Here is a 22322-nt window from a genome sequence, read left to right on the forward strand (position 1 = left end):
TTAACTGTTAATTGAATCGGAGTGAAAAACAAATGAGTAAAAAAACAATGGGAATTCATCATATCACGGCAATCGTCGGTCATCCACAAGAGAATGTAGATTTTTATGCGGGTGTTTTAGGAATACGTTTAGTGAAAAAAACGGTAAATTTTGATGACCCTGGTACTTATCACCTCTATTTTGGGAATCAAGGTGGAAAACCAGGAACGATTATAACATTTTTCCCTTGGGCTGATGCATATCAAGGGAAAATCGGTGACGGACAAGTAGGGGTTACTTCATATGTTGTTCCGAATGGAGCTATGGGATTTTGGGAAAAAAGATTAGAAAAGTTCAATGTTCCTTTTACAAAAAACGAACGTTTTGGAGAGCAGTATTTGGAATTCGATGATCCTCATGGACTTCATTTGGAAATCGTTGAAAGAGAAGAAGGTGAAGTGAACACTTGGCATTTTGGAGATGTCACACCTGACGTAGCCATAAAGGGGTTTGGCGGAGCGACATTATTATCAAAACAACCAGAAAAAACAGCTGAACTGTTAGAAAAAGTCATGGGGCTTGAGCAAGTTGGTAAAGAAGGAGATTTTATTCGTTTCCGTTCTTCTAGTGATATAGGAAATATCATTGATTTAAAATTAACAACAACCGTCAGTGGACGAATGGGTGTAGGAACTGTCCATCATATTGCGTGGCGAGCTCATGATGATCAAGATCAATTAGATTGGAAAAAGTATATTGAAGGTTATGGTTATGGTGTCACACCTGTTCAGGATCGAAACTATTTTAATGCGATTTACTTTAGAGAGCATGGTGAAATTCTTTTTGAAATCGCAACGGATCCACCAGGGTTCGCTCATGATGAAACTCAAGAGACAATGGGGGGAAAATTGATGTTGCCGGATCAATATGAACCAAGTCGAGATCAGATTGAACGATTGGTCCTTCCATTTGAAGTTAGAGAGTTAGATTAATTAACTTAAGGACCTAATCTGAGGTGAAATGGAGGGTAAAGAATGCAGAAAACAGCAGGTATTCACCATATAACCGCAATGGTTAACGATGCCCAAAAGAATATTGATTTCTACGCAGGGGTGCTTGGATTAAGACTTATTAAAAAAACAATAAATTTCGATCGACCAGAGGTGTATCATCTTTATTTTGGAAATGATACTGGTCAACCAGGAACTGTCATTACATTCTTTCCATGGACTAAACAGTTAAAAGGCCGTGTCGGTACAGGGCAAGTTGGAGTAATTAGTTTTATCATACCAAACAATTCCATTACATTTTGGGAAAATCGCTTAAAAAAATTTAAAGTAAAGTCTTTTCAATCAGTACGTTTTGGAGAAAAGTATTTAAAATTTCAAGACCCAGACGGTATTGAACTAGAACTAGTCGAACGCCAAGAGGGGCCAATAAATAATTGGCTTTTGGGTGAAATTCATTCTGACATTGCTATTAAAGGATTCGGCGGTGCGATGTTAATTTCAGCACAACCTAATAAAACGGCAGATGTGCTTGAAAATGTATTCGGATTCGAATGCATTGGTCAAGAAGATGACTTCCTAAGATTCAAATCGGAAGCACAGCTTGGAAATGCAATTGATATTAAGCTAACTCCTTCAGTTAGGGGACTCATGGGTGCGGGAACTGTTCACCATATCGCTTGGAGAGCTAAGGATGAAGAAGATCTTCTAAGATGGAGAAAACTCCTTCAAAGTAAGGGGTATTTTCCAACAGTGATTCGTGATAGAAATTACTTTAAAGCTGTTTATTTCCATGAAGAAGGTGGCATTCTTTTTGAAATAGCGACTGACCCACCAGGATTTACTGTTGATGAACCTATAAATCAACTTGGACAGAAACTCATGTTACCTTCATGGTTCGAGGGAAAACGAAAAGAATTAGAAGAGATCTTACCTCTTATTGAGGTTAGAGTTTTGGAAGGGGATAAATGATGAAACATATTTTTCAAAAAGGGAATGATCCAGCAAAACCAACTTTATTATTGCTTCATGGAACCGGCGGAAATGAATTAGATTTATTTCCACTTGCAGGGAGAATTGACGATGAGGCTTCGATATTAAGTGTACGTGGAAATATACTTGAAAATGGAATGCCTCGTTTCTTTAGACGATTAGCAGAAGGTATATTTGATGAAGAAGATCTCATTTTCCGTACAAAAGAATTAAATCAGTTTCTTGATGAAGCAGCTGAAAAATATGAATTTGACAGAGGCAATATGATTGCGATTGGTTACTCAAATGGAGCCAATATAGCTGCTAGTTTATTGTTTCATTATCAAAATGCATTAAAGGGTGCGATTCTTCATCACCCGATGGTACCGAGAAGAGGAATTGAGCTTCCTGATTTGTCAGGGAAGTCCGTGTTTATTGCTGCTGGGACAAATGATCCGATTTGTTCACCAATGGAATCTACTTTACTCCAATCCTTATTGGAAAAGGCGAATGCAAACGTTGAACTTCATTGGGAAAATAGAGGTCATCAATTGACCGCTAATGAAGTTGAGGCTGCGGCACTCTGGTATCGTAAGTTCTATTAATCTTTCATATTATAAATTCTCTTGAGGTTTAGTAGGTAATATTCATTGATTTGGAGTAGTAATAAAATTTGAAATAGATTAAATACTAGCTGACGCATAGAGGTGAAAGTAATGATTCAAATTATTCCAGAAACATCTCGATTCTCTGTTAAAAATGAGTGGTTGGAGAGCAATTTAAGTTTTTCATTTGGTGAGTATTATGATGAATCGAATATTCAATTTGGTCCCCTTCGTGTTTTTAATGATGATACGATCCAACCTGGAAGAGGATTTGGCATTCATCCCCACAGGGAAATGGAAATTGTTTCGATTGTATTAAAAGGTCAACTAAAGCATGAGGACAGTTTGGGGAGCAGTGGACATCTTAAATTTGGAAATGTTCAGCTAATGAGTGCAGGTACTGGTTTGTTGCATTCTGAAATGAATCCTTCAACGGAAGAGGAATCAAGCTTTTTACAGTTATGGTTTTTCCCTGACCAAAAACAATTAACTCCTTCTTATCAGGATATTACATTTAATATAGATGCAATGCATAATGAGCTATTACCAATTCTTTCTTCAAATCCAACCGAAGGAACGGCAAAAATTCATAGTGATGTTACCTTATACTTATCGAGGTTAGATAATGGACAAGAGCTATACTTCAAACAAGATCGGGGCAGAAAGATGTATGTCTTTGTTATTGAAGGTGAACTTGTTTTAAATCAGGAATTTGTTGTAAGCCAAAAAGACAGTGCACGTATTTCTAATGAACAGGAACTTACAATGAAATCAAATCAAGAATCATTCATTTTATTTATGGATTTAGCAGGTGGTGAATAAAATGTTAATGATTCGTCATGCGATTGGAAGTCGTTTATTTTATCAAACAGATGATTATAAAATTCAGCCTCATGAAGATAAATGGATCATTTCTATTTCTATCCCAGAGATTCATGCAAAAGAGATTTTGAAATTTAAAGAGGAATTAAATTTATTTGATGTAGAGGAAAACCAAAAGACGTGGTATTACTCTTCAGATGATCATGTTGTTTTTAACAAGGCTAAGGATCAGTTTATTATTTCCACAGACCATAAAACTGTGTACCCGGTTTAAATGAGTTAAGTCCTCGATCGATTAGTATCAGTCAGCTCCGATCGAAGGATCAGTTATTCAGCCAAGAAGACATATAATAATTATTTTCAAGAGGATAGTATTAGTTTTTATTTTAAGGCTGAGTTAAATAATATTGTTGTTAAAAATAAATTTGGCTATTCGTTACATTACCGATTTTCAATTTAAAGACCTATATATAAGTATTTGGTAACAAGCAAAGTAGAAAAAAATTAAGATAATAAAGCATTCTTATTAGGAAATAAGGGTATTTTATTAATGGTAAGATAACACTTACTAAAATTATGGCATAAGATCCGAGGAGAAGCTGATACCAAAGCAAGTTATTTGACAATAAGTTCTCATTGTTATAAAATTACATTTAATTCGAGACATGTTATATAAAGATATATGAATTCAAGATTACGGATTGGAGGAATACTTGTTATGACAAAAACACTGACAACAGATTTTTACACTGCACTTAAAGAAAGACGTTCAATTTACGGAATCAATAAAGATGTACAAGTATCAGATGATAGAATTAAAGAAATTGTAGAATTTGCTGTGAAATATACGCCTTCAGCTTTCAATTCTCAAACTGCGCGTCTTGTTGTATTATCGGGCGAGACTCATAATAAATTATGGGACATTACAACTGAAACATTAAGAAAAGTGGTTGGTGATGGAGATTTTTCAGCAACTCAACAAAAAATGAATTCTTTTAAAGCAGGATATGGAACCGTATTATTCTTTGAAGATGAAGCGGTAGTTAAATCACTTCAAGAACAATTTACCCCTTATGCTGATAACTTCCCAATTTGGTCAAACCAAGCATCAGGTATGCACCAATTAGTTGTATGGACAGCATTAGAAGCAGAGGGACTAGGAGCATCTTTACAACACTATAATCCGCTAATTGATGATGAAGTGAAAAAAGAATGGAATATCCCTGAGAATTGGAAACTAATTGCACAAATGCCATTTGGTAATCCAACAGCTACACCAGGTGAAAAAGAATTCCAACCGCTTGAAGATCGTGTGAAGTTTTACAAGTAATCTATAGCTTTATATAGAAGGATCTACTAAACCAGTTTCTATATCGGAACTGGTTTTTTACAATAGGCTTTAATAGTAGGAAAAAGGTATAAATTTATCCGTAACAGTTAAATACATAGATTGTAGTAAGCGTCTTTTAGAGTTTTGAGAGTGAAAGAAAAGAGGAGGAGCTAATATGAAAAATTTTATTTATGAAGCTTTAGCTACTAGGGTCATTTTCGGGGCAGGGGAAATAAGAAAAGTGCAATCTGAACTGAAAAATATCAGTGTCAAACGAGCACTTGTTATCTCTACACCTGGACAAGAAGAGCTAGCTATTAAAATTTCAAGCTTACTCGGAGACTTATGTACGGGTATTCATGCAAAAGCAGTTCAGCATGTGCCAATGGAAACTGTTGAGAAATCAGTGAAATTGGTAAGTGAGCTGAATATAGACAGTCTTGTTCCAGTTGGCGGGGGATCCTCCATCGGTTTAGCCAAAGCCATAGCTTTATATACTTCTCTTCCAATTGTAGCTATTCCTACCACATACGCAGGATCGGAAATGACGCCAATTTGGGGGATTACGGAAAATGGAATAAAGAAAACAGGGAAAGATGTGGTCGTTAAGCCAAAGTCGGTCATCTATGATCCTGAACTTTCTGTTAATTTGCCCGTTCGAGTTTCGGTAACAAGCGGATTGAACGCAATGGCTCATTGTGTGGAAGGACTGTACGCAGAAAACACCAATCCGATTATTTCGCTTCTTGCTGAAGAGGGAATTCGTGCACTTCATTCAAGTTTACCGTCCATTTTAGTTGACAAGAATGATGTTGTGGCACGCTCCAAGGCTCTTTACGGGTGTTGGTTAGCCGGTACGGTCTTAGGGTCTGTAGGTATGGCGCTTCACCACAAGTTATGTCATGTATTAGGGGGAAGTTATAACCTGCCGCATGCAGACACTCACTCTGTCATTTTACCCTATGCACTCTGGTACAATGCTGCCTATGCACCTGATGCAGTTCAAGCAATTGCAAGGTCACTTGGAACGGAAAAGGATGCCGTGGCTGAGGCTCTTTTTGATCTGAATACTTCCTTAGGTGGTCCAACCTCATTAGCTAAAATTGGAATGAAGGAGACAGATTTAGATCAGGCAGCAGAACTAGCTACCAAGAATGCTTATTATAATCCTCGATCAATTGATCAACAATCGATTCGACAATTACTTGAGTATGCTTTTAAAGGTAAACGACCTGAAAAAGGAATCGAGATTTAGTCAGAAACATATTATACAATGGATTTATGGTTAAGATAAAGAAAAAATGTTGACTTTTTACAACTCTGAAAACACTTCAACAAGAAGTATAATTTTCTTGTTAAAAGAACTGGTGCTTACATACAGTATGATCTTCCACTGTATTCAACGTAAGTGAAGATACCAAAAATTCCAGTTTTCTATCTTTGTAGAAGCTTTACGAGACATACTCTGCGTAATTTTGTGCTGTTCTAATGTTTTTTGATACTGTTTCATTTAATAATGCCAGCCCTGATCAGGATGAAGAATCACTGGATCTCGTGGTTGAAGACGCTCACTCGTCTTGTCTAACTTATCGCCAACGAGTTTATAAACTGGTCGTTTCATAACCGTATACGCGATGAATTCACCATTGCACAATCGAGTACTGGCGAAAGATAGCGCTTCTCTCCATATATGTGGAATTCTTTGACGTCTGTATCCCATTTTTGATTCATCTTCTCTTTCTTAAATTGCGTTGTAATATGTTTGGGTAATTTATCTTTAGTTTCCTTTATAAGAACGATATTTCTTCATACGTACCAGACATTTTAAGCCCATTTCATTCATTCATGTTTTGGATGTCGGTAATTGATCAGTTGACGAAAGACTTTTCTTTTAATGGCACATATGATGATGCCTATAAGCTCTATATACTTTCATTTTTTGGGATATAAAATGAGGGATTTGCCAAGGTGTGCTGGTAATAAAGGATATTAATTATTGTTGAACGAACTGGAACTTTAAAATAAACATTACAGGAGTGGGGGATTATCAACCCATTATGAATTCAAATTAAAAAATCCCATTAATGGAAAAACAATTATCTTCAATTCAAGACTTTTTAAGTTGAGATTTCAACTGATTGGGTTTAAGATATGTTTATGAGTTACAAAAGGTAACCAGTAAATAAAAAGTAGAGACACTCCAATGAACCTACTTTTATATACCGGACTTTTTGAACTTTGTTCCCGGGAACTAAGCGTCACACATATTATAAAATTCTAGTTTACATCTCAAATAATAGGGGGAATAGATCATGATTCAATCAGTGAAAAAAACAATTTTAACAGGGGCAACAACAGTAGCGATTTTAGGATCAACATTTGCGCCCATATCAGGTGCGGAAGCTGCTCCTTACCATAATATCAAAAACAAAATAGTGAAAGTGTATAATCAAGAAAACTTCCAAAATCACGACATGAATAGTTACAATCACCATTATTATCATTTAAGAAGTTATACCCAAGCACAAATTAAACAGTATGAACTACGTTTCAAACAATTAGGTTATAACATTTATGACCAGTACTCTATTAAGAATTTTCAAAAGCATTATCATTTACAGGCAGATGGAATTCTTGGTAGAGCCACAATAACTAAATTAATGATGCTAACATACAGCCAATATGAAGTTGACCTGTTAGCACGTACGATTTATATGCAATCCTACAATCAACCATTCAATGCCCAAATTGGTGTAGGAGCTGTTATATTAAATCGTTTGCAACACAGTCATTTTCCTAATACGGTACATGGAGTCATTCAAAATGACCGCTATTTTAAACAAGTAACATTTGGTAGATATGCTGATATGACACCTGATGCTAGATATTATCGTGCAGCATATAAAGCGATTCAGGGTGTTGACCCTACTCGAAAAGCTCTACATGTTCAAAATAAGAGTTTCAACATAGCAACTAGCAGCATTTCAATATCAGAGACAGGTGTAGTTACCTATGGACAAACTGTATTTACTAGATAAATAGTTTAACATTCAAGCCCAGCTGTTTTTTGAAGCTGGGCTAGTAAATGAAATTTTATAGAAAGAAAGAAGGAAGGAAATAAGATGAATAGACTAAGTAAATATATTAAGCCGGTAATGATTTTTTCTTTATTTGTGGGAGGTTTATTATTTACAACTACTTATACCGATGCCGCAACAATTAATGAGGAAAAATTAATCATTATTAATAAGAATACTAATACGTTAGCCTATATTAATAGTCAAAATGAAATGTATACTTTTTCTGTCGCTACTGGAAAATCAAAGAACCTGACTCCAGTAGGGGAATATAGAATTGTAAATAAAATAATAGATCGTCCTTATTATAAAAAAAATATTCCGGGTGGTGTTCCAGAGAATCCCTTAGGACGTAGATGGCTTGGGTTGAACGTTTATGGTACTCCTGGTACCACCTATGCGATACATGGGAATAATAATGAAAGTTTAATTGGAAAATATGTAACTGCAGGTTGTATAAGAATGAAAAACAGTGAAATCGAATGGTTGTTTGAAGAGGTAGAAAATAACACAAAAGTATGGGTCGTAGCTAGCAACCAATCTTTTGAAAAAATGGCTGCAAACAATTTTTCCGAAATAGAAAACCAAGTTTCCCAGAGATAAGAACTATTTTCTTGAACCATTAACAGAGCTATTTTTTTAAAGAATATACAATACAGGACACGATGTGATAAAGTCAAGAAAACTAAAAAACAGCTTAATTCACATATTACAATGAAATTAACACATAAAAACGCTTGGAATTTTTCTAAGCGTTCTTAACAATGTTTTTTAGATTGAGCTTGTCCATCTAGTCTCTCTTCGTTAGAAAAAAAGTGGGGTTGTTATCTAATTACTCAAACTTCGCAGACTAAAATCGGCAAATAAGTCTTGATGTAATAGGCGTTACCCCACAACAGAGTGAAATAAGAAAAAACAAGCCGAGATTACACTGCGGATCATGGAGTCAGAATTTTACCGAGGTGAGGTCTTCCTTCATGATGGGTTAAAAGTATCAATTTGATAATTATTTTTTTCAATTACAGGCTGCAATTGAGGAGTAGATAATCCTAATATTGGAAGACCTCTAACGTTGTAAATCCGCGTTTGTCGGCAGTAGCCCTTTTACTAGATTTAAAGGAAAACAATGATTTATATGTATTGGTTAACCACTGTTGATTTAGTTGTTCTGCTCACCAAGATCACTCTGAGCCCCCATATAACTCCCGATTACATTTTGATAACCTGGGAGTTGGCTAGCAAGAAGTGCGCCAAAACCTTCGCTGTCGTTACGCCAATCGCGTTGTAATTCGCTCGCCACGCTAAACCAGTTCATGAGCTGCGCTCCAGCATGGGCCATGCGCATCAGCGCGGCGTTCGCCACCTGTTGGCTAAAGGTCCCAGAAGCATCGGTTACAACGAAAGCTTCATAACCCGCCTTTAGAGCGGAAAGTGCCGGAAATGCGACACAGACATCGGTAACCACACCCGCTATGATAAGTTGCTTCTTGCCAGTAGCCTCGATCGCCTTAACAAAATCTTCGTTGTCCCATGCATTAATTTGGCCTGGACGAGAAATCTTTGGCGCATTTGGGAAGAGATCGACAAGCTCCTGCATGAGTGGTCCATTTGGACCATTCTCAAAACTCGTAGATAGGATGACGGGTAGATTAAAAAATTTAGCAGTATTCGCCAAAGCTAGGACATTGTTTTTGAACTCGTCTACACCGTAGTCACGAACAAGGCCAGATATAAGGCCAGTCTGATGGTCCACTAGAATAACCGCGGCATTATCTTTGGAAATTCGGGAATAGAGTTCGGTCATTTTGTAGTCCTCCTTTCCAAATAAATAAGAAACATAAATAGCTTTGTCTAATCTAACAATTATTATTCATTGGATTGTACATCGATTTATTTTAAATGGGGTATTTTAATTAGGAATTTGAGAAAGTAACAAAAATTCAAACTCAGAAATAAAAGGTATTAACTGAGGTAATGGGATTCCGTTAAAACGGTTCTTATCCATCTCTTGAAGGTGATTACCCTGTTATCTATGTTTAGGTGGTAGTTGGGCAGAAGTACATATTGAAACAAGACCAGATTTACCACCATCTCGTATAGGTCGTGGTGGAGTTCATCATGTTGTCTACCGTGTTCCAAATGAAGAAGAATATGATAAGTGGGCACAACATTTAATTGATTTTCGTTTGCCGAAATCGGGTAAATTTGAACGTTATTATTTCAAAGCAATATATTTCAGAGAACCGAATGGGATTTTGTTTGAATTGTCCACAAATACACCAGGATTTGCAACAGCCGAACCTATGGAAACGATGGGTGAAAATCTTGAACTTCCACCATTTTTAGAACCAAATCGAAAAGAGATTGAAGTAAAATTATGACCATTATACCTCGGCTGAATCAAGTTTTATCTGGATATAGGATTTGTAGGGGAAACACGCCTGAAAAAACATTTATGCCTAAACTACAAATGGGGAAATATTACCTGAATGTTTGAATTTGGGTAATGGATGGTAATCTTTAAAGATGGTTTCATTCATTTGAAAGAAAATGTGAGGGGAATAAACAAGGAAATATATAGACAAACTATTTGAGGATTAACTTAAAAAAGGGGACAAAGAAATGACAAATGTAAAATTAGCAGTTATTTATTACAGTTCAGGTGGTACTAACTATCAATTAGCACAATGGGCAGAAGCGGGAGCTAAAGAAATAGGTGCTGAAGTCAAAGTATTGAAAGTGCCAGAAACAGCCCCACAAGCAGCAATTGATTCAAATCCAGTATGGAAAGCTCATTTAATAGATACAGCTTGTGTTCCAGAGGTGACTCTTGCAGATTTAGAATGGGCAGATGCTATCATTTTCAGTATACCAACTCGTTTTGGTAATGTACCTGGTCAAGTAAAGCAATTTTTAGATACAACTGGTGGTCTTTGGTTCCACGGAAAACTTGCGAATAAAGTAGTTAGTGCGATGACTTCTGCACAAAATCCTCACGGTGGGCAAGAGCAAACAATTTTAGCATTATATACAACTATGCATCACTGGGGTGCGATCGTAGCATCCCCTGGTTATACGGATCCAGTGATTTTCGGATCTGGTGGCAATCCATATGGAACAAGTGTAACAGTTAACCAAGAAGGGAAAATGGTTGAAGATGTTCAAGCTACTGTTAAACATCAAGCAAAACGTACGGTTACAGTTGCAGAATGGGTTAGAAAAGGGAATCAATAAATAAAAGGAATGGGCTGATCGACATAGTTCGATTAGCTCTTATTTTAATTATACATATGATTCTTACAGAACCTCAAATTAGAAATTTAAGAAATAATGAAGAAAAAGTAATTTATTATTTCTATCTATAAGTCATGTCCCTACATTAAGAGTAAAACCACCCCCATAAGAGGATGGTTTTACTCTTTAATGTAGGGATTGGGCAGTAGTAATGGGATGAAGCTTTCCATCCATTGCAAAGGAAACTCTGCCTGTCTCCTCTGACACAACCAGAACAAGGGCATCACTTTTCTCTGTTAAACCTAAGGCGGCTCGGTGCCGTGTGCCGAGCTTTTTCCCACTTATAACCTCAGTTGTTAAGGGAAGTACATTTGCTGCTGAAATGATTTGATTACCACAAATCATTACAGCTCCATCATGAAGAGGGTTTCCAGGATAAAAGATGGCTTCTAACAATGCAGGGTTTAATGTAGCTCCTATGGCTGTTCCTTTTTGGATGAAAGAATCGAGAGGATCGCGTCGTTGCACAACGATTAATGCACCATGCTGGCGATCGGACAATCTTTGAACACAGATAGATAGATCTACATATTTATCCGTATAAGAAGATAAATAACAGTTAAGATAAAAAGAAGCAGCGATTGATTCCGTTTGAATAAATTGATCCCTGATTTCTTCCAGCTTCCCTAAGAGACAATAGTTTTCGTTACCAAGTATTTCTAAACTGTTTTGGAGTTCATTAGTGATCTGTTGTAACCCTTCTGACATTTTCTTTTTCATTGGTGAAAAATCGCAATTAGTAACGCTCACTGTTACCAACTCCAATCAATAATCTTTTTTAATATGAACAAACTCTTTTTAGCATCTTTAAGAATAGTATCGGCTAGTTTTCATCTTTACAAAGCAGGTAATTTTTTTCAAAAATTCATCCACTTTTTAACTGGTATTAGAATCTTTAAATACCTAATTCTTAATTTACTTTTGGGTATTTTACAAAGTGTTTATTATAAAAATAAAAGCTCAACTCGATTCGTAGTATGCACATTGTAGGGGTATGGGCTGACTAGCTTTTGGGGTATCAATCCCGGTATATCACAATTTAGCAGTCGGGGTTGGTTTGACTCTGAAATGGGGTGCATCAACTTTTTTCTATTAAATGCAATCATTATTTTAACTGCCGGTCTTTTTAATGGGTGTGAAAAAGCTCTTTACACGCTTGTTACTCTATACGCATCAACAAGGGTTATTGATGCATTTCTTACAAGCATGAGAAGCTAAGCAATGATTGTTACGTAAAAAACTGATGATTTTAAAAAAGCCATTCACTCAAAACTTGTTCGAGGTATTACTATTGTCCCAGCAAAAGGAGCATTCACGAATGAATCATAGGACATGTTCATAATTGTCATCACTTGGTATGAATCGTATGATTTGGAAAAGGTAATTAAGGAAGTTTATCCGCAAGCATTTACAAATATCATTCAAACAACTGCTATATTTGGTTTCTTTCGAAAAGATTAGTAAGATACCGACTTGATAAAGTTATTCTTTTTTATGGGGTTATTTGTACAGTCATCCTCAAGCAGTAAGTTCTATCGATTCTATTAGTAGTGCGGTATAGTATGCAATCAGCGTGATTTTCTGAAACAAAATTCTGGGCAACATTTATAATGACTGCAAGCATCCTACTTTCAAAATAACAAGTGAGTACATCAATTATGATCGGATTTGTTGGTACGAATATTGTGACTGACAGCAGGAAACATTACATAACTGGATCTCTTAATAGCTTAGGACAACCAAAAACTATGTTTCGCAATGAGCAAGACCACTGAAAATTAGGAGACATAATATATGACAAACCAACAGAACAACGTGTTTATTGATCCGAATGATGCTGCTCTTTTATTGATCGACCACCAAAGTGGTCTGTTTCAAACCGTTAAAGATCTCGATGTGCCCACGCTGCGTAGGAATGCGATCGCCCTCGCAAGATTGGCGAAAGTAACCAATATTCCCACCATTACTACCGATTCTGTCCCAAGTGGACCGAATGGCCCATTGATTCCTGAAATCAAAGAAATTTTGCCAGAGTTGGTGTATGTACCGCGCAATGGGGAAATCAATGCTTGGGACAATCCTAATTTTGTGAAAGCAGTGGAAGCAACCGGTAAAAAACTTTGATTATTGCAGGCACCCTTACCAGCGTTTGTATGGCATTTCCCACATTATCCGCACTTTCTGAAGGCTATAAGGTGTATACGTTTGTTGACGCATCGGGTAACTGGAGCGAGTTGGCTACAGATGTTACACTTGCCCGCGTGGTGCAAGCAGGAGCAATTCCAATTGATACTGTGGCAGTGATATCCGAAGTTCAGAAAACCTGGAACCGTCCAGATGCAATGGAGTTCGCTGCGATCTTTGGGGATCTAATGCCAAACTATGGTCTACTCATAGAAAGTTACCAAAGAGCATTAAGTGAGGGTCAGACATCTGACGGAAGCAAAAAGGGGGGCGTTTGATTCCTGAAATGTTAATTGTAACGGATACGTTCATCGATGAAATCATAATCGCACATGATTTAGCCTTTTAGCTTATGATTTGGCTGAGGTGATCCCTGTAATTTGGATGCTAATGTTTCTTACAAGAGGAAGCGGATAATGCGATTAAGATGGCGATTGATTTCACCAGAGCTCATTGGTTGGTGCTCAGAGAATATAGGCGAAGCAAAAAAAGTTAACACAGCTGGCTAATCACATCAGTAGATGATGCAGTAAATCGGTCTATATATGACCGATTTACTTATCTCAAATTTACCATTACACTATATATTCTGATAATAAACTCCTATTTGGCACAATCTTAGAATATCAATACTTAGAATATTCTGAGCCCCCACAATAGGGAGAAAGGCTTTTGGAATACAAAATGCATCTCCCTTGGCCCTTCATAAAGTTTAGTAAGCTCAACTTACACTTTTCTTTTAATCGATACACATCTTATATGTCCGGAGACATTGATTATTTTTTTACTATAAAAATTTATATTCCGGGTACGTCAGTAGATTAAATTTTATTAATAAATGGTCAAGAAAAAGACCCGCGTAAAACCGTTTTTTCATCGAACTAGTTATTTCTAAAGGTTTCAAAAAATCCGTATTATCTCATTATTACTAAACCGTATCTATAATTATAGGCATTTGGGTTATCCAATGATTTTTTTTGGAATCATAAATTCATTCACTAAAATAGCAGATTGAATAAATTGTAATCCTAATTGCCAAGCCCCAACGCCTCCTAAACGATAGGTAACCACCAATTGGAGCTTTTGAGCACGCGCTCTAGCGTTTTCAAACCACACAATGTGTCGCTTCCCCGTTTCATCTCGGTATTGATAAAAAGGCTGCTGATATTCCGTAGAATATTGGATTGGTACTTGATATTTCAATGCAGTTTCTAATGCACTAGAAACAGAAACAGCACGGGCACTAGTCACAGCTCCATCAGACATTGTCCAGTCGTACCCATAGCGGGGAACGCCAAGGATAATTTTATTTCCTCTCATATGATTAAGAGCATACTCGATAGTTTGTCTTACCAAACTAATAGGTGCAACAGGTCCAGGGGGGCTACTTGCTTCATGCCAGTCATAGGCCATAATAAAGACAAAATCAACGGCTGCACCAATTCCTCCGTAATCATATCCCTTTAACCAAGAAATATCATCACTTGTTTTAGCCGGTACAGCAACGGATGTATAAAATCCTTCTGGCCTCAATCGTTCACTTAACGAACGTAAGAACCCACTATACAAATCCCTTTCACCTTCACGTATCCGTTCAAAATCAATATTCACCCCAGCATAGTTTTTTGTCTTGACTAGGTTATAGATATTATTAATTAATCGCTCTCTAATTTCAGGAGAACTTAATACTCTTTTTGTTAATTCAGGACTAAATCCAGTCGGTGTCAAATTCGTAATAACTGCAAGGGGGGCTACCTTATTCTCTCTTGTTATACTAATAAGTTGTTGATCATTTAAAGTACTCAAACTTCCATCTTCAAGAACATGGTACTCGAAAATTCCAAAGTAAGTATTAATCGGTGCAAAGGTCTGAACTATCAATTGATTCTTTTCAGGTGTAGATGGTGTTATATAACTAAAACCTTCTGCTTCATACTTAGGTCTAGGAGGCAAATATAACCTCATTCCCACCGATAAAATATCCGAATGTAAACCGTTATATAGACGTAGAGTTTCAACTGAAATGAAACTCATTTGGGAAATGGTATATAGTGAATCCCCAGGCTGAACAATATACATATTTGTTGGAATGAGTAAATCTTGTCCGGGTACTAATCTATCGGTTTTTAATCCGTTCAGTATGCGAATACTATCCACAGAAATTTGATATTTTGTTGCAATGGAAAACAAGGACTCACCTGTTTTAACTACATAGATAAACATAAATTCACCTCTTTTTCAATATTTAGTTATTGATTCAATTATATGTAACTGTCAATTAAGAATGTCGAGTAATCATTATTTTATTGACAATCAAAAGATCCTCAAATTTCAAATCCGATACCACTATGAATTACATAAAATGCAAATTCGTTGAATTTTGTGTTTTTTATTATCGAGATAAGTGAATACTATGTAAAGGTTTTTCGGTATTCATCAATTAATAAGGGGATGTATTATTATGCCAATCGTAACTGTTTCAGATCATGGATCTTTTGAAGTGGAAAAAGGGAAAAAGTTAGTATTAGCTCTAGAGGATAATGGTGTAGATATTCTTCATCGTTGTGGAGGGAATGCAAAATGTACGACATGCAGAGTAGAAGTATTGGCTGGTGAGTTTTGTGATTTAAGCAATGTAGAAAAAAACGCCTTTTCGGAAAAAGGAATTGAAGATCATTTGCGTTTATCCTGTCAAATTCGTGTGAATGGAGACGTGACCGTTCGCCCCATCATGACAGTTAAAGATTCTAAAATGAATGCTGGCCCAAGACCAGCCGAATAAATGAATTCTGTATTGAAAATAAAGAAAACAACATATCAATTTAATTCGTTTTAAACGATTGTCGTGATCATGTATCCGTGAGACTACTATTATTAAGTATGGTGAGAATCATATTACGATTACAAAAGAGCAATTGGTAATGAAAGTACTGAAATTTTTTTTCAGAGTCAACTAGATATAAAAATTTTATACCTTCTAGGTGTTGGGCAAGACGCAGACTAATTTAATAAATATACCAAGAAGATCGTTGAATTAGGTATGAGAGGGAACAGACAGCATTGTGCAATTAATAAAACTTTTATCAGAATTCATTAAGGGGTAGCTTGTAAGAGTATTCACAGATTGTCTTTTTACTTATAACATAAAGGTTTATATGTGTTAAATAATAAGGGATTAATAAATTTGAACTTTAACATAAATCTACTGCAACACACATCTCAATGATACATAAAATTTCAAAAAATAATATATATTCTTTAAATAAAATAATAAAATAAAGCACCCTAAAGATGGACATTTTAAGTGTCTATCTTTAGGGTGCTTTTAGAAGTCTTTTTAAATGTAAAAAAGGGTTACAGTTCGGTCCTAGACCGCCTTTTAGACTGAATTACTTTATTAATCTAATTGGTGATTTAGTCCGAATTTCGCTCGTAATACGCTACTGCCATACCCTATGAACCCGCCAACAATAGCAGGAATTATCCATCCTAGGCCTAACTCGTACAATGGCAGAATTTCATTAAAGATATTATTAATTAATAATAAGTGAATACCAGCTTGATTTAAACCATCAAATAAACTAATAATAAATGTAAAAAGTAAGCTACCTTGATAAACTTCAGCTTTCCCTTTAAATAAAGAATGAAAAAATGTTAAGAAAATTAATACAATGGCTAATGGGTAAATAGCTGTTAATACAGGTATAGAAATAGCAATTAACTGTGTAAGTCCAATATTAGCAACTATTGCACTAAAAATAGATAAACTAATAGCGATTGTTTTGTAAGATAGCCTAGGAAATAGCTTATGGAAGTATGTAGAACATGATGAAACTAGTCCTACGCTCGTTGTTAAACAAGCTACTGTTATCATTAATCCTAATAATATCCCACCATAAGAACCAAAATAATACTCCGAGACTTTTGCTAAGATTATACCTCCATTATCTAAATGTCCAAGTTTTTCTACACTTGAGGCACCCATATAAGATAGAGAAGTATAAAAGGTTGCTAGGATAATGGCCGCAATTCCAGTTGCTTTTCCACAAACAATCATTATTTGTTTTTTTGTTTTTGCACCTTTTTCTTTAATAGCATTAATAATCATGATACCAAAAACAAAAGATGCAAGGGTATCCATTGTTAAATAGCCTTCTCTAAACCCATTAAAAAATGGTTGAACTGAGTAATTCTTAACAGGTGCTTGAAAATCACCAATTGGATGAATTAAAGCAACTACTACTAGGACTCCAATAAACGTTAACTTGATTGGTGTTAATACCTTACCAACAATTTCGACAATTTTCGCGGGATTAAGTGAAAAAAGACACGTAATGCTAAAAAATACGATTGTAAAAAGAAGTAAAGGTATAGGACCTGAGTTTTCGGACAAAAAAGGTTTGACACCTATCTCAAAAGAAACGTTTCCTGTTCTCGGAATAGCGAATAAAGGACCAATTGCTAAATAAAGAACAGTTGTAAATACAATCGCAAACACAGGATGTACACGACTGGCTAATGATTGTAAATCATCTTTCCCTGAAAAACCAAGTGCTAATACACCAAGTAATGGTAATCCAACTCCTGTTACTAAAAATCCTGCATTAGCTGACCAAATATTTATTCCTGCTGATTGACCAAGCATTGGTGGAAAAATTAAATTCCCCGCCCCAAAGAATAGAGCAAATAGCATTAAACCAATAACCACTATAAATGAAAATGGTACTTTATTAGACAAACTAAAACCTCCATAAAAATATCTGAAATTTACTATTTAGAAAAAATATTAATTTTTCTAAAAATTTCACAAAGATTAAATATATAAGACCGTATCGTATTATAACCAGATAAACTTAATATTTCAATATATTTTTTATTTTATACCCTAATTATTAGAACCTTAATTTAAATCTGTCTAGCTATGTAGTTTGTAATCCTTCGAAAATACAAGTATACGCACAATATCTCTTAAACTGAGGAAGTTTGATGACGAGTAAAAATATGAAAATTAACCTGAATTTTCGATTTCGAGATAAACGCCTTAAACCCTTGATGTGACTAGGATTGGGCATTTTTTAATTGGATGTAGAATCTTCCGTAAAAAAGTAATATAATAAATACATCTTTATAATTCTGAACTTTAATTCTCTTTATAATTTTCACTATAAATAAATGATAAAGACAGGAAAGGGGAAGAAAGATGATTACTTTACAAACACCTTTATGTGATGTATTAAATATTAAATATCCTATTATACAAGCTGGCATGGCTGGAGGCTCTACGACAGTGGAACTAATAGCGAATGTATGTAATGCCGGAGGATTGGGAAGCTTGGGTGCTGCGTACATGATGCCAGACGACATAAGGAAGACAATTAGGAACATTAAGCAGCATACAGATCGCCCTTTTGCTGTCAATTTGTTTTGTGTAGAGAACATCATCAATCCAAATGAAACGAAACACGAACACGAGGTAAAAGAGGTGTTATTAAGCCTAGGAAAAAATCTAGGCATTAAGGAAGATCATATACAGTTCCAAACGCCTGACCTGTTTAACGATAGGTTTCAAGTTTTAATAGAAGAAGAAGTACCAATCATAAGCACGGCTTTTGGAATTTTACCAGTTGATAAAATGGAAGCTGCAAAACAAAGAAAAATAAAGGTAATCTCGATGGTTACTACAGTTAAGGAAGCAATGATTGCAGAAAAAGCAGGAGCTAATGTTATTGTAGCTCAAGGTAGTGATGCTGGTGGTCATCGAAGTACATTTGATATAAAAGAGCACCCACAGGGAGCAAATATAGGAACTTTTTCACTCATTCCGCAGGTAGTTGAAAATGTCAATATACCAGTTATAGCTGCTGGAGGGGTCATGAATGGAAGGGGATTAGTGGCAGCACTTGCTTTAGGTGCTCAAGGTGTTCAGATGGGGACAAAGTTCTTGGGGTCAAAAGAGTCAGGCATTCATCCTCTCTACAAGAAGGCTCTGTTTAATAGTACAGAAGAAAATACCGTCATTACGAAAAACTTTTCAGGAAGGCCTGCGAGAGGAATAAAAAATAAATTTATCGGAGAATATGATCGGACAGGTGTTCATCCTTTAGCTTATCCTATTCAAAATACAGCAACCAGTAACATAAGAAAAGAAGCCTTCAAACAAAATCAAGTTGAGTATATGGCCCTGTGGGCTGGTCAAGGTCTTCGATTAATTCATCATGAGAATCATGCTGAAATGATCATAAAGGAACTTATGGACGAGGCTGAGAAAATTTTGGGATAAGTATAAGTATTTATTATTTAGGGGCAGAGGACCTCTTGAACTAAAGGAGCATTAGTGCAACAAGAATTAATGGATTTTAAGACTGAGATCCTATTTTAGATATTCCAGAAAAGGGCGCTATTCTGAAAATGAAGTGACCCCCAAAATTTAGGCACGATATTAAGTTAAGCAGCTACGGAGGATTGAATTCGGTATTGTACCGGACTCAATCCTTTTAAATTCTCTTAACGTTGTAAATGCGCGTTTGCTGTTGGTACCCATGGCGTTATCCCATACTGAAGAAACCCAGTTAATCTTCACATGTAAAGGTAATGTAGCTTGATTTTAAAGCTGCATGTGCAAAATAGGACTTAAAATAAGTGCAAATTATCAGGATCAGGCAAAGTGACAAGTCTTGAGTTCCCAAAATTTTTTATTCATGTTTAGTTTTCTTATTAGAATTTCTTAATTCTATCTTAGTCCATTCTTCTTTTGGAATGTCTCTATGTTTAAATTCAACAACCTCAATTTGGCTTCCTTTTATTTGAAAAGTAATTGTTTCTTCACCATAAGGCGGATTATGTGCCCCCTCAAAAGTTTGAACTTGAACAGTTACATACAAACTGAAATTTGTCTCATCCTTCTCTATTTTAAGGATTTTCTCGAATCCCCGATCCCACAGCTTAGGTTTATAATACGTTTCAATAGCTTTGCTTATTGGGTCTACTAAGCGTTCAATCAATGCTTCTTTAAGTAATTGTTTTGGAACCGGTATTCTGTTAATTTTTTTTCTTTTAACATCAACAATTTTCCACATATCTTTTAACGGACCACTTGTTTGTTTTTCAACAGTATAAAGTACATTTGTTCCATCTTTTTTCCAAAGATGAACAAAACCTTTGTTTCCCTTGATATATAATCGTGGTTCATCAATCCACTCTTCTTCCAACTGAATAATTGTAAAAAATAATTGGGCAAGTGGTGTTATTTTATAACCCAGCTGATTAAAATCACCAAATCCATAGAGTCGATAACCCGTTAAGTCAATATCGAAATCCATATTACCATTATTGCTTCTTTGTACAGTTGCATGGGCTGTGTAAGGAACTAAGATACTCAAAAGAACTAAAATAATCACAGAAATTTCGGCCAATTTCACTCTCAAATTCAATCACCTCAAATATATATTGTGACAACGGAGGTCAATTTATTTTTTACTCAAGGCAAAAACCTTGTTCAAGAAAAGGGCCATATTGTTGAACAAGAAAATGGAGATTGTGAAGAACTGTACTCAAACTAACGGAGCAGGTCAATGCAAAAATAAAGTGGGGGTTAATTCTTCAAATATAATGAGCTAATTCCATAAAGACTCAGTTTTTGTAAAAATTGCTACGGTGAATGATAAAAACAATTACAAAGTATAAGCAATAAAGTGCTTGTCCGAATAGAATACACTATCAAGTAAACAGAAAAGGAATGTTATGTATGTCTATATTCTTAGGACCAATTAATATTAACAATATTAATGGTTCAGCGATTGTTCATTTTGGTCCTGTAGCGTTTATTTCTCCCAAGTCAGTAGAGAAAACTATAGAAGGCTCGGGTTCTTCAAATAAGGGAGCTCTTATCTTCAATTGTGAATGGTCTTGATACTATAAATACACATGCTCTGGTCAGCCTCAAGTTGAAAATCAACAATTAAAATGGCTGAAGAAAAACTCATTATTGAACAAACGGGTGCGTTAATTCAACAAGACTTAGTAATGAAGATCTTTAATAATCGGGCGTTTTTCTGTAACAAGGAACAGCGCCTATTTTCATTAAAGGGCCATTATATTGAATAAGAGGTTGCATAAAAATATCACATTTTTATGCAGCTGCTGGGCTTATTAAAAAGCATAAAAACTCTATATATCAACATTGTATAAATTCATGCATAAATGATAAAAAATGAACAAACACCAAATCCTTGATACGCATGGATTTTTCAATTTTAAGTACTTCTTAAAATTTACCTAATGCTAACTAAAAATGTATACAGTATACATGTAACCCTTTGGATCTTCTTCAACTAACAGACAGGTTGGTTGAAGAAGGAATAGTGGTAAAATAAATGTAAAAATGGATTGTTCGGAGGAAAATAAATGTCGATAAATAAAGCTCTAGAAATTATAGAAGAGAACCAAAAAGTAGCTGATTTTATTGGTGAAATTGATGAACAAACAATAATTGATGCAGAAAATAAATTTAAGGGTGAAATTTTCTATAAGTTATAGAGAGTTTCTAAAAAAATATGGTTTGGGAGATATTTTTGGACAAGAAATTTTTGGTCTAGATGAAACGGGAATCCCGAATATGATTTGGATTAGCAAAGAATAAAGTAAAAAAGAAAATTTGCCTAATAATCTAATTTGCTTTTATTTCGCTGATGATGGTGAATATTTCTGTCTAGATTGCTCCAAAGTACAAAGTAATAATGATGACGATGCACCTGTTGTTTCGTATATCAGTGGACTTCCAATAAAGGAACAACCATTTGAAATGATTGCAAAGAACTTTAGAGATTTTTTACCTGACCTATTAATCAATTCTCTAGAGGATTAACTGCTTTATAAGAGGGACTACATATATTTATTGATAAGTGCTTTAATTCAATAAGTAGCATAAAAGGATCTTCGTTGTTTTGTTATTATCCCCCTATAGTAGACAGTAAAAAGAAAGGATTGTACTGTCTTCTATGGAGGGGATTTTTTATGGGAAAAATTAGAACAACCTATAGAAAAGAAATTAAGC

Annotated in this window: 22 protein-coding genes and 3 pseudogenes; 19 read left to right on the plus strand and 6 right to left on the minus strand. The window is 35.4% G+C overall.

Annotation, left to right across the window (positions count from 1 at the left end; all coding sequences use genetic code 11):
* The first annotated feature begins 32 nt into the window (after positions 1–32).
* The 7 genes from HNP81_RS11970 to HNP81_RS12000 all read left to right on the plus strand — a co-directional run bounded on the left by HNP81_RS11970 (position 33) and on the right by HNP81_RS12000 (position 5970).
* Positions 33–971 (plus strand): ring-cleaving dioxygenase, encoded by a 939-nt coding sequence (locus HNP81_RS11970; protein WP_182502767.1) that lies wholly within the window; start codon positions 33–35, stop codon positions 969–971.
* A 42-nt stretch (positions 972–1013) separates the two neighbouring features.
* Positions 1014–1958, plus strand: a complete 945-nt coding sequence (locus HNP81_RS11975; protein WP_182502768.1) for a ring-cleaving dioxygenase — start codon at positions 1014–1016, stop codon at positions 1956–1958.
* On the plus strand, positions 1958–2563 hold the full coding sequence (locus HNP81_RS11980; protein ID WP_182502798.1) for an alpha/beta hydrolase: 606 nt from the start codon (positions 1958–1960) through the stop codon (positions 2561–2563). Before HNP81_RS11975 ends, HNP81_RS11980 begins: the two co-directional genes overlap by 1 nt.
* Before the next feature lie 111 nt (positions 2564–2674).
* Positions 2675–3385, plus strand: a complete 711-nt coding sequence (locus tag HNP81_RS11985) for a pirin family protein (protein ID WP_182502769.1) — start codon at positions 2675–2677, stop codon at positions 3383–3385.
* A gap of 1 nt (position 3386) precedes the next feature.
* Positions 3387–3659: a hypothetical protein gene (locus HNP81_RS11990; protein WP_028391204.1), complete on the plus strand. Its 273-nt coding sequence runs from the start codon at positions 3387–3389 to the stop codon at positions 3657–3659.
* 456 nt (positions 3660–4115) lie between these two features.
* The gene (locus HNP81_RS11995; RefSeq protein ID WP_182502799.1) at positions 4116–4715 is read left to right on the plus strand and encodes a nitroreductase family protein; all 600 of its coding nucleotides are present in this window, start codon (positions 4116–4118) and stop codon (positions 4713–4715) included.
* A 175-nt stretch (positions 4716–4890) separates the two neighbouring features.
* The gene (locus HNP81_RS12000) at positions 4891–5970 is read left to right on the plus strand and encodes a maleylacetate reductase (protein ID WP_182502770.1); all 1080 of its coding nucleotides are present in this window, start codon (positions 4891–4893) and stop codon (positions 5968–5970) included.
* Positions 5971–6225: 255 nt separating this feature from the next.
* Here HNP81_RS12000 and HNP81_RS12005 read toward each other — a convergent pair whose 3' ends face one another.
* A complete protein-coding gene (locus tag HNP81_RS12005; protein WP_182502771.1) occupies positions 6226–6435 on the minus strand; it encodes a hypothetical protein in 210 nt (69 codons plus the stop codon).
* Between the two features lie 592 nt (positions 6436–7027).
* On the opposite strand from HNP81_RS12005, the gene HNP81_RS12010 reads away from it, so the two are divergent.
* Both HNP81_RS12010 and HNP81_RS12015 read left to right on the plus strand, forming a co-directional pair.
* Positions 7028–7753 carry a cell wall hydrolase gene (locus HNP81_RS12010; protein ID WP_182502772.1) on the plus strand — a complete coding sequence of 242 codons (726 nt, stop codon included), beginning with the start codon at positions 7028–7030 and terminating at the stop codon, positions 7751–7753.
* 84 nt (positions 7754–7837) lie between these two features.
* Positions 7838–8395: a L,D-transpeptidase gene (locus HNP81_RS12015; RefSeq protein ID WP_182502773.1), complete on the plus strand. Its 558-nt coding sequence runs from the start codon at positions 7838–7840 to the stop codon at positions 8393–8395.
* Positions 8396–8951: 556 nt separating this feature from the next.
* Here the strand turns inward: HNP81_RS12015 and ycaC are convergent.
* The gene (ycaC, locus tag HNP81_RS12020) at positions 8952–9596 is read right to left on the minus strand and encodes an isochorismate family cysteine hydrolase YcaC (RefSeq protein WP_182502774.1); all 645 of its coding nucleotides are present in this window, start codon (positions 9594–9596) and stop codon (positions 8952–8954) included.
* A gap of 155 nt (positions 9597–9751) precedes the next feature.
* On the opposite strand from ycaC, the pseudogene HNP81_RS12025 reads away from it, so the two are divergent.
* A pseudogene (locus HNP81_RS12025) lies at positions 9752–10173 on the plus strand (VOC family protein); the annotation flags it as partial.
* Positions 10174–10414: 241 nt separating this feature from the next.
* The gene (gene wrbA, locus HNP81_RS12030) at positions 10415–11026 is read left to right on the plus strand and encodes an NAD(P)H:quinone oxidoreductase (RefSeq protein WP_028391198.1); all 612 of its coding nucleotides are present in this window, start codon (positions 10415–10417) and stop codon (positions 11024–11026) included.
* Positions 11027–11212: 186 nt separating this feature from the next.
* Here the strand turns inward: wrbA and cdaS are convergent, their stop codons facing one another.
* Entirely contained in the window at positions 11213–11836 is a 624-nt protein-coding gene (gene cdaS, locus HNP81_RS12035; RefSeq protein WP_028391197.1) for a sporulation-specific diadenylate cyclase CdaS, read from the minus strand.
* A 333-nt stretch (positions 11837–12169) separates the two neighbouring features.
* On the opposite strand from cdaS, the pseudogene HNP81_RS12040 reads away from it, so the two are divergent.
* From HNP81_RS12040 to HNP81_RS23645, 3 genes and pseudogenes are all read left to right on the plus strand, one after another.
* Positions 12170–12547 (plus strand): annotated as a pseudogene (locus HNP81_RS12040) (YitT family protein); the annotation flags it as partial.
* Between the two features lie 333 nt (positions 12548–12880).
* On the plus strand, positions 12881–13210 hold the full coding sequence (locus HNP81_RS23640) for a cysteine hydrolase family protein (protein ID WP_220478566.1): 330 nt from the start codon (positions 12881–12883) through the stop codon (positions 13208–13210).
* 29 nt (positions 13211–13239) lie between these two features.
* Positions 13240–13548 (plus strand): cysteine hydrolase family protein, encoded by a 309-nt coding sequence (locus tag HNP81_RS23645; RefSeq protein ID WP_220478567.1) that lies wholly within the window; start codon positions 13240–13242, stop codon positions 13546–13548.
* Positions 13549–14230: 682 nt separating this feature from the next.
* On the opposite strand, the gene HNP81_RS12050 is transcribed toward HNP81_RS23645, so the two are convergent.
* Positions 14231–15493, minus strand: a complete 1263-nt coding sequence (locus HNP81_RS12050; protein ID WP_182502775.1) for a glycosyl hydrolase family 18 protein — start codon at positions 15491–15493, stop codon at positions 14231–14233.
* Between the two features lie 238 nt (positions 15494–15731).
* On the opposite strand from HNP81_RS12050, the gene HNP81_RS12055 reads away from it, so the two are divergent.
* Positions 15732–16052, plus strand: coding sequence for a 2Fe-2S iron-sulfur cluster-binding protein (locus HNP81_RS12055; protein WP_028391195.1), 321 nt, complete (start codon positions 15732–15734; stop codon positions 16050–16052).
* Positions 16053–16667: 615 nt separating this feature from the next.
* Here HNP81_RS12055 and brnQ read toward each other — a convergent pair.
* Positions 16668–18008 carry a branched-chain amino acid transport system II carrier protein gene (brnQ, locus tag HNP81_RS12060; protein WP_028391194.1) on the minus strand — a complete coding sequence of 447 codons (1341 nt, stop codon included), beginning with the start codon at positions 18006–18008 and terminating at the stop codon, positions 16668–16670.
* A gap of 462 nt (positions 18009–18470) precedes the next feature.
* Between brnQ and HNP81_RS12065 the strand changes: the two genes are divergently transcribed.
* On the plus strand, positions 18471–19550 hold the full coding sequence (locus HNP81_RS12065; protein WP_182502776.1) for an NAD(P)H-dependent flavin oxidoreductase: 1080 nt from the start codon (positions 18471–18473) through the stop codon (positions 19548–19550).
* 412 nt (positions 19551–19962) lie between these two features.
* Here HNP81_RS12065 and HNP81_RS12070 read toward each other — a convergent pair whose 3' ends face one another.
* Positions 19963–20694, minus strand: a complete 732-nt coding sequence (locus tag HNP81_RS12070; protein ID WP_182502777.1) for a DUF3888 domain-containing protein — start codon at positions 20692–20694, stop codon at positions 19963–19965.
* A 320-nt stretch (positions 20695–21014) separates the two neighbouring features.
* On the opposite strand from HNP81_RS12070, the gene HNP81_RS24630 reads away from it, so the two are divergent.
* From HNP81_RS24630 to HNP81_RS24635, 3 genes and pseudogenes are all read left to right on the plus strand, one after another.
* A complete protein-coding gene (locus HNP81_RS24630) occupies positions 21015–21179 on the plus strand; it encodes a spore germination protein (RefSeq protein WP_182502778.1) in 165 nt (54 codons plus the stop codon).
* 494 nt (positions 21180–21673) lie between these two features.
* Entirely contained in the window at positions 21674–21805 is a 132-nt protein-coding gene (locus HNP81_RS24285; protein ID WP_268745185.1) for a hypothetical protein, read from the plus strand.
* Positions 21762–22133, plus strand: a pseudogene (locus HNP81_RS24635) (SMI1/KNR4 family protein). The gene HNP81_RS24285 and the pseudogene HNP81_RS24635 overlap by 44 nt, the downstream one beginning before the upstream one ends.
* Positions 22134–22322 lie beyond the last annotated feature (189 nt).

Source organism: Peribacillus huizhouensis, assembly GCF_014138605.1.
In the GTDB taxonomy this organism is placed as follows: domain Bacteria; phylum Bacillota; class Bacilli; order Bacillales; family DSM-1321; genus Peribacillus; species Peribacillus huizhouensis.